This window comes from Mesorhizobium sp. M7A.F.Ca.MR.176.00.0.0 (assembly GCF_004023165.1).
Lineage (GTDB): Bacteria > Pseudomonadota > Alphaproteobacteria > Rhizobiales > Rhizobiaceae > Mesorhizobium.
On the sequence record NZ_RZTC01000074.1, the window covers coordinates 26,660 to 34,703 of the forward strand.

Sequence of the window (8,044 nt, forward strand, 5' to 3'; positions counted from 1 at the left end):
GTCACCGACATGCATCGAGGCAGAATTTAAGCGCAGCACCGGGAAAAAGCACTATGGCACGCTCAGCCCTTCTCAACGTCATGGTCCAGGCCGCAATGAAGGCCGGCCGCTCGCTGTCGCGCGACTTCGGCGAGGTGCAGAACCTGCAGGTCTCGATGAAGGGCCCCGGCGATTATGTCAGCCAGGCCGACCGCAAGGCAGAGGACATCGTCTTTGCCGAATTGTCCAAGGCTCGGCCCGGCTATTCCTTCCTGATGGAAGAGCGCGGCGTGGTTGAAGGCGACGACGGCCAGCATCGCTGGATCGTCGACCCGCTCGACGGCACCACCAATTTCCTGCACGGCATTCCGCTCTTTGCCGTTTCGATCGCGCTGGAGCGCCAGGGCCAGATCGTCGCCGGCGTCATCTACAATCCGGCGATGGACGAACTCTACACCTGCGAACGCGGGGGCGGCGCCTTCATGAACGACCGCCGCTTGCGCGTCGCCGGCCGCATCAAGCTGGTCGACACCGTGATCGGCTGCGGCATGCCGCATCTCGGCCGCGGCCACCACGGCAATTTCCTGGTGGAACTGCGCAATGTCATGGCCGAGGTTTCCGGCGTCCGCCGCCTCGGCTCCGCATCGCTCGATCTCGCCTATGTCGCCGCCGGCCGCATGGATGGCTTCTGGGAAACCGGCCTGTCGGCCTGGGACATCGCCGCCGGGCTGCTTTTGATCCGCGAGGCGGGCGGCTTCGTCTCCGACATGGATGGCGGCCAGGACATGCTCGACAACGGCTCGGTCGTCGCCGGCAACGAGATCATCCAGCGCGCTTTGCTGAAGGTCGTGAAGAAGCCGCTCTCCTCCCGCTGACAGCCACGCCGCGCTGATGCGCCGCAGTCGCAAAACCGCAATGGAAGCTTGAAATACTGCCCGGCATGCGCCCAAATTGAAGGGCGCGGTGCAGGAACCCGGCTTAGTGAGAGACAACCAACCCTACCCCGATATCCCGTTCATCGGACGCTGGCACTATTCGCGTGCCGAGATGATCGCAGACGGTGTTGTCCACGCGATCGGCATCGTGCTGGCGATCGCGGCAGGGTCGGCACTGCTGGCGCTGGCGGCGTTTCGTGTCGGACCTGGCGAATACATCGCCGCCGCCTTCTACGTGGTTTCGCTGCTCACCGTGCTCTCGGTGTCGATGACCTACAATCTGTGGCCGGTGTCGTCGCCGGCAAAATGGGTGTTGCGGCGTTTCGACCACGCCGCGATCTATCTGCTGATCGCCGCGACCTATACGCCTTTCCTGGCCCAACTCGAAGGCTCGCCGCTGGCGCGCTGGATGATCGTGCTGGTCTGGACCGCAGCAGTGCTGGGCATTGCCATCAAGGTGTTCTTTCCCGGCCGTTTCGACCGGCTGGCGATCGGCTTCTATCTCGCCATCGGCTGGAGCGGCATCATCCTTGTCAAGCCGCTTATCCAGACGCTGCCGACGACATCGATAGCGCTCATCGTCGCCGGCGGCATGGTCTACTCCTGCGGCGTCATCTTCTTCGCCTGGAAGGGGCTGCGCTTCCACAACGCGCTGTGGCACGGTTTCGTCGTCACCGGCGCCGGTCTGCATCTGGCCGCCATGGTCGACTGTCTGGTCATCAATCGCTTCTGACATTCTCGACGCGGCAATATTGCCAAGCGCCATTCAATTTGGTCACAATTCCGTTTAGAGTCGCGGTTTACGTGATCGGCGGCGGCATCGGAAACGGGGCACGGATGGCTTTTCTCAGATCCTTCGGCATGGGCAGACGTTCTGATGTCCTGATCTACGACCCGTATAAATTATCGAGCCCGCAGGTCTTTTTGCTCACCATGGTGATCTTCCTGGTCATCGTCGCCTTCATCGCCGCCATCCTCACCCGACAGATCTCAACCGCTTTTGGCAGCAATCCCGGCCTCAATGGCCTGATCGTCGGCGTGCTGGTGGTCGGCATCCTTTTGGCCTTCGCCCAGGTCGGGCGACTGTTTCGCGAAGTGCGCTGGGTCAACTCCTTCCGTGCCGGCTCGGAAACGACAGAACCAGTGCTTCTGGCGCCGATGAAGGCGATGATCGGCCGCTCCTCGGCGACGGCCTTCTCGACCAGTTCGATGCGCACCATGCTCGATTCCATCGCCACCCGCCTCGACGAAAGCCGCGACACCTCGCGCTATCTCGTCGGCCTGCTGGTGTTCCTCGGCCTGCTCGGCACCTTCTGGGGCCTGTTGAACACCATCGGTTCGATCCGCGAGACCATCGAATCGCTCGATCCCGGAACCGGTGACGCCGCCGCGGTGCTCGATTCCCTGAAGCAGGGGCTTTCCGCGCCGCTGGCCGGCATGGGCACCGCCTTCTCGTCCTCGCTGTTCGGCCTCTCCGGCTCGCTGGTGCTCGGCTTCCTCGACCTGCAGGCCGGTCGCGCCCAGACACGCTTCTACACCGAACTGGAAAACTGGCTGTCCTCGGTGACCGACCTGTCGTCGGACATCGTCGTCGCCGACCCAGCCAAGACCGAATCCTCCGACGAGATCCGGGTGCTGTCGGAACGGCTGCGCTCGATGCAGGAGAATGGCGGCGGCTCCAACCCACGCGTCGCCACCGCCATGGCCAATCTCGCCGACGGCATTTCCGGCTTGGTCAAGAACATGCGCTCGGAACAGCAGATCATGCGCGACTGGGTCGAAGCCCAGTCCGACGAGCAGAAGGCGATGCGCAACACGCTGGAAAAGATCGCCGATGCCCTGAAGAAGCCCGGAGTTCACTGAAGTGGCACTCGCCAGGGGCCGGCGCACCGATCGCCGCATCGACTACTGGCCGGGTTTCGTCGACGCGCTGTCGACGCTGCTTTTGGCCATCATGTTCCTGCTCACGGTCTTCGTGCTGGCGCAGTTCCTGCTGGGACGCGAAATCTCCGGCAAGGATACGGCACTCTCGCGCCTCAACTCGCAGATCAACGAGCTGACCCAGTTGCTGGCGCTGGAGCGCTCGACGGCGCAGGACAAGGATGATTCACTGGCCAATCTGCAGGCGTCGCTGTCAGCCGCGCAAGCGGAAAGGAGCCGGCTCCAACAGTTGCTGGCGCAAGGCGCCGGTGCTGGCGACGCCGCCAACCAGCGCGCCGCGGCGCTCGGCGGCGAACTCGACAGCCAGCGCCAGATCAGCCAGCAGGCGCTGAGCCAGGTCGAGATCCTCAACCAGCAGATCGCGGCACTGCGCAAGCAGATCGGCGCGCTCGAGGATGCGCTCAACGTCTCCGAAATCCGCGACCGCGATTCCAACACCAAGATCGCCGACCTCGGCCGTCGCCTCAACGTCGCACTGGCACAGCGCGTGCAGGAGTTGAACCGCTACCGCTCCGACTTCTTCGGCCGCTTGCGCGAAATCCTCGCCGACCGAGAGAACATCCGTATCGTCGGCGACCGCTTCGTCTTCCAGTCGGAAGTGCTGTTCCCGACCGGCTCCGAGGTGATCAACGATGCCGGCAAGGTCGAGATGAAGAAGCTCGCCGACGCCATCATCGAGTTGCAGAAGGAAATCCCGCCCGAGATCAACTGGGTGCTGCGCGTCGACGGCCACACTGACAATAAGCCGCTCTCCGGCGCCGGCCGCTACCGCGACAATTGGGAGCTGTCGACGGCGCGTTCGACCTCGGTGGTGAAATTCCTGATCGAAAACGGCGTGCCTGCCAACCGGCTCGTAGCCGCCGGTTTCGGTGAGTTCCAGCCGCTCGACCCCGCCGACACCGAAGAGGCGCGCAATAAGAACCGCCGTATTGAACTGAAGCTCACCGAACGTTGATCCAAAATCACGCGAACTTGTTCGTCGGCTCAACTCTAGGGCGCAGATAGAGGCCGACAAGGCCTGAAAAGATTATCTTTTTTTAATTACACATTGTCGCAGGGCGATCCTAACTTGCCGCCCGGGCCGAGAACCGCCGGCGATGAACCCCCTCATCGCGACGCGACGGAACCGGACGGCCCAAGGCCGGAAGGCAGGCGGACAACCGCCGCCTTCCTCTACAAGAGGAGACGCGTGATGCGCTCTTTCAAGACCTCGCTTAGAACTGCTACACTCACGGCGCTCCTCATCGCCGTTCCGCTTGCCGACGCCTATGCCGCGGGCCATCACAAGGGCGCTCTCGACGCGGCCGATCCGACCGACATGACTGGCCCGCGTGTCGAGGCGCTTATCGCACAGGTGCAGGGCGTCCGGCAGGGCATCGTGGACGCAAGACAGGCCAACAACATCACCCCGGCCGTGGCGGAACGCCTGGAAATGCGCACGGCCCACATCGGTCAGGCGGCAGAGAAAATCGCCGCGTCCGATCACGGCAGGATACCGGCCGCGCAATATCATGACCTGCTGCGCCGGCTCGACAATGTCGACCAGCGCCTGAGGGTCGATACCGGCAGCGGTTTCCTGATGGGCGACGGCGACGACGGCGGCAACTACCCGAACGGCTGAGACCACAGCGGCTGAAACGGTCCAAGAGGAAGGGACCACCTGGCGCTTTCGGGAGCCATCCCGCGGGCGTCCTTTTACCAGCCCAGCCAGACCGCGATCAGCGCGGCAATCGCCGGCACGGTCTGGATGAACAGGATCTTGCGGCCAACCGTTGCCGCGCCATAGAGGCCGGCAACAGCCACGCACAGCAGGAAGAAAACCTTGACCTGGAAACCGACCGCCCCGAGGTAAAGCCCCCAGATGAGGCCGGCGGCGAGGAAACCGTTATAGAGCCCCTGATTGGCGGCGAGCACTTTCGAGGCACTGGCGAATTCCGGGGTCAGGTTGAAAGCCTTGTGTCCGCGCGGCGTGTCCCACAGCACCATCTCCAGATAGACGATGTAGGCATGGATCAAGGCCACCAGCCCGACAAGGATGTTGCCGATCATTTTTTTCCCCTTGATGTGTTGCCGGCAGCATTTCATGCGCGGCCTCGCCTGCGCAAGGTGCATCTGCCGGACGGCATCCGAGGGTTGCCAACGCATTTGCGTTGGTGTCTTTTCGCGCCGTCCCCAATCACGGAAGCCACCATGTCCTTTCAGAAACTCGATGACCTCGGCCACAAGCTCGAAGCGCTTGAGCATGCGCTGGCCATCCTCGGCGCCGACGAGGCCACCCACATGGCTGTCGGCGGTGGCGAGAAACGTGCCGAGGCGATGTCGGCACTCGCCGGCATGTATCACACCAGGGCAACGGCGCCGGAGATAGCGGACTGGATCGCCGCGGCCGAGCAGGAAGCATTGGGTGAAGAGCAGCGCACTGCGGTCTCGGAACTGCGGCGGCAATACACCAACCTGACCTGCCTGCCGGTCGAATTCGTCGAACGCCAGACGACCGCGCGCATGCGTTGCGAGCAACTGTGGCGCGGCCTGCGCGCCAAGAACGACTGGGCGGGCTTCCAGCCTGCGCTGGAGGGCGTCGTGGCGCTGGTGCGCGAGGAGGCGGCGCTGCGTGCCGATGTGCTCGGCCTAGCCCCCTATGACGCGCTGATGGAGCAATACGATCCTGGGAACCGCACCGCCGACATCACGCCTGTGTTCACCGACCTGAAGGCTTTTCTGAAAGGCTTCGTGCCTGAGGCGCTGGCTATCCAGGACGCACGGCTGCGCAAGCGCCCGCTGAAGCCGCTCTCAGGCACCTATGCGATCGACCGGCAGCGCGAGCTCGGCCTTGCCATGATGGCGGCGGTCGGCTTCGACCTGACGCACGGATCGCTGTCGGTGTCGCACCATCCTTTCTGCGGCGGCGTGCCGAGCGACGTGCGCATCACCACCCGCTACAAGACTACAGACTTCCTGTCGGCGCTGATGGGCGTGTTGCACGAGACCGGCCATGCGCTCTACGAACAGAACCTGCCGAAGGCATGGTCGCACTGGCCGCTCGGCAAGGCGCGCGGCATGGCCGTGCATGAAAGCCAGAGCCTGTTCGTCGAAAAACAGCTCGGCCGCAACCCGGCCTTCTGGAACTGGGCGCTGCCGGTGGTCGAAAAGCATCTCGGCGAAGCCTGGTCGCTCGACGATATCCTGCCGCATGTGCATCGCGTCGAGCGCGGCCTGATCCGTGTCGATGCCGACGAGGTGACCTATCCCCTGCATGTCATCCTGCGCTACGAACTGGAGCAGGAACTCGTCGCGGGCCGGCTGGAGGTGGGTGATCTGCCCGAAGCCTGGGACGCCAAGATGCGTGACTATCTCGGCCTCTCCACCATCGACAACCCCGCCGACGGACCGATGCAGGACGTGCATTGGCCAGGGGCCGCCTTCGGCTATTTCCCCTCCTATACGCTGGGCGCGATGATGGCGGCGCAGCAATGGGCAGCGCTGACGCGGGATCATCCTGCCGCCGATGACGATCTCGCCAAAGGCAATTTCGAGGCGATCAACGAGTGGCGCCGCGAAAAAATCTGGTCGCAGGGATCACGCTGGTCGACGCCGGACCTGCTCGAACGCGCCACCGGCGAAAAGCTCAACGCCACCTATTTCGTGAACCATCTGAAGCAGCGATACGGAGCCGTATAGCGGCTTGCCGGCACAGCGGCAGATGTTTCTGCCTACTCAGCCGCGCCCCTGAAAGCACTGGCGCCGGTTTCGAACTGCAGCTTGGCCAGCCGCGCATAGATGCCGCCCTTGGCGACAAGGCTTTGATGCGTGCCTTCCTCGACGATCGAGCCGCCATCCATGACCAGGATCCTGTCGGCCTTCAGCACCGTTGCCAGGCGGTGGGCGATGACGATCGTGGTGCGGCCCTGCATCAGCCGTTCCAGCGCCGTCTGCACCAGCGTCTCGCTTTCGGCGTCGAGGGCGGAGGTGGCCTCGTCGAGCAGCAGGATCGGGGCGTCGCGCAGGATGGCGCGGGCGATCGCAACCCGCTGGCGCTGGCCGCCTGACAGCGTCACGCCGCGCTCGCCGACCTGGCTGTCATAGCCTTTTTCCAGCTTGAGGATGAATTCGTCGGCAAGTGCATCCTTCGCCGCCGTCTCGATTTCGGCCTTGCTGGCTCCCGGCCGGCCGAACCCAATATTGTCACGCGCGCTTGCCGCGAAGATGGTGACGTCCTGCGGCACGATCGCGATGCGCTGGCGGACCGAAACGGGATCAGCCTCGCGCACATCGACGCCATCGATCAGGATCTTGCCTGTTTCGGGATCGTAGAAGCGCAGGATCAGCGAAAACACCGTGCTCTTGCCGGCCCCTGACGGCCCGACGATCGCCACCGTCTCGCCCGGCATGACCTGAAAGCTCAAGCCATGCACGGCGGCACGGTCCGGCCTTGCCGGGTAGGAGAAGGAGACATTGTCGAAGGCGATCGCGCCCTTGGCGACGGCCGGCAGCGGCTTCGGATCGGCGGGAGCCTGGATCGCCGGCTTCTCGGCCAGGATTTCGGTCAGCCGTTCGGCGGCGCCCGCCGCCTGCGCAAGCTCGCCCCAGACTTCCGACAACGCGCCCAACGCGCCGGCGGCGAACACCGAATAGAGCAGGAATTGGCCGAGCGTACCGGGCGATATCGAACCTTCGAGCACGTCGCGCGAGCCGAACCACAGCACCGCCACGACGGACGAGAAGATGGTGAAGATGGCGAAGAAGGTAAGGAAGGAGCGCGCGAAGATCGAGGAGCGTGCCGCCTCGAAAGCGGCTTCCACCGCGGCCGAGAAATGCCCGGTAACCAGCTTCTCGTTGGTGAAAGCCTGCAGCGTGCGCACCGCGCCGATCTGCTCGCTGGCATAGGCGGTGGCATCGGCAAGCGTATCCTGCGCCTGGCGTGATTTGCGCCGCACCGAACGGCCGAAGGCGACCAGCGGCAGGACGATGACAGGAATAGCGGCAATGACCAACCCGGACAGTTTCGGGCTGGTGATGACCATCATCCCCACCGCGCCAAGACCAAGGATGACGTTGCGTAGCGCCACCGAGGCCGTCGCTCCGACCGCCGACTTGACCTGCGTCGTGTCGGCGGCAAGCCGCGACACGATCTCGCCCGACTGGGCGGTGTCGAAGAAGGCAGGCGACAGCGTCGTCACATGGGCAAACAC

General features: G+C 64.1%; 8 protein-coding genes. 6 read left to right on the plus strand and 2 right to left on the minus strand.

Annotated elements, in window-relative coordinates; genetic code table 11:
- Positions 1-53 precede the first annotated feature (53 nt).
- The 5 genes from EOB59_RS22780 to EOB59_RS22800 all read left to right on the plus strand — a co-directional run bounded on the left by EOB59_RS22780 (position 54) and on the right by EOB59_RS22800 (position 4,476).
- Positions 54-854: an inositol monophosphatase family protein gene (locus EOB59_RS22780; protein ID WP_013529126.1), complete on the plus strand. Its 801-nt coding sequence runs from the start codon at positions 54-56 to the stop codon at positions 852-854.
- Between the two features lie 106 nt (positions 855-960).
- Positions 961-1,647: a hemolysin III family protein gene (locus EOB59_RS22785; protein WP_164895723.1), complete on the plus strand. Its 687-nt coding sequence runs from the start codon at positions 961-963 to the stop codon at positions 1,645-1,647.
- Positions 1,648-1,751: 104 nt separating this feature from the next.
- Positions 1,752-2,777 (plus strand): MotA/TolQ/ExbB proton channel family protein, encoded by a 1,026-nt coding sequence (locus EOB59_RS22790; protein ID WP_127396703.1) that lies wholly within the window; start codon positions 1,752-1,754, stop codon positions 2,775-2,777.
- A 1-nt stretch (position 2,778) separates the two neighbouring features.
- On the plus strand, positions 2,779-3,810 hold the full coding sequence (locus EOB59_RS22795; protein ID WP_127327624.1) for a peptidoglycan -binding protein: 1,032 nt from the start codon (positions 2,779-2,781) through the stop codon (positions 3,808-3,810).
- Between the two features lie 237 nt (positions 3,811-4,047).
- Positions 4,048-4,476, plus strand: a complete 429-nt coding sequence (locus EOB59_RS22800) for a hypothetical protein (protein ID WP_128289291.1) — start codon at positions 4,048-4,050, stop codon at positions 4,474-4,476.
- A 74-nt stretch (positions 4,477-4,550) separates the two neighbouring features.
- Here the strand turns inward: EOB59_RS22800 and EOB59_RS22805 are convergent, their stop codons facing one another.
- Entirely contained in the window at positions 4,551-4,904 is a 354-nt protein-coding gene (locus EOB59_RS22805) for a DUF1304 domain-containing protein (RefSeq protein ID WP_127397799.1), read from the minus strand.
- 141 nt (positions 4,905-5,045) lie between these two features.
- Here EOB59_RS22805 and EOB59_RS22810 point away from each other — a divergent pair, with 141 nt between their 5' ends.
- Positions 5,046-6,533, plus strand: coding sequence for a carboxypeptidase M32 (locus tag EOB59_RS22810; protein ID WP_127397800.1), 1,488 nt, complete (start codon positions 5,046-5,048; stop codon positions 6,531-6,533).
- A 32-nt stretch (positions 6,534-6,565) separates the two neighbouring features.
- Here the strand turns inward: EOB59_RS22810 and EOB59_RS22815 are convergent.
- Positions 6,566-8,044, minus strand: a 1,479-nt coding sequence (locus EOB59_RS22815) for an ABC transporter transmembrane domain-containing protein (RefSeq protein ID WP_128289292.1), incomplete at its 5' end; no start/stop codon positions are given.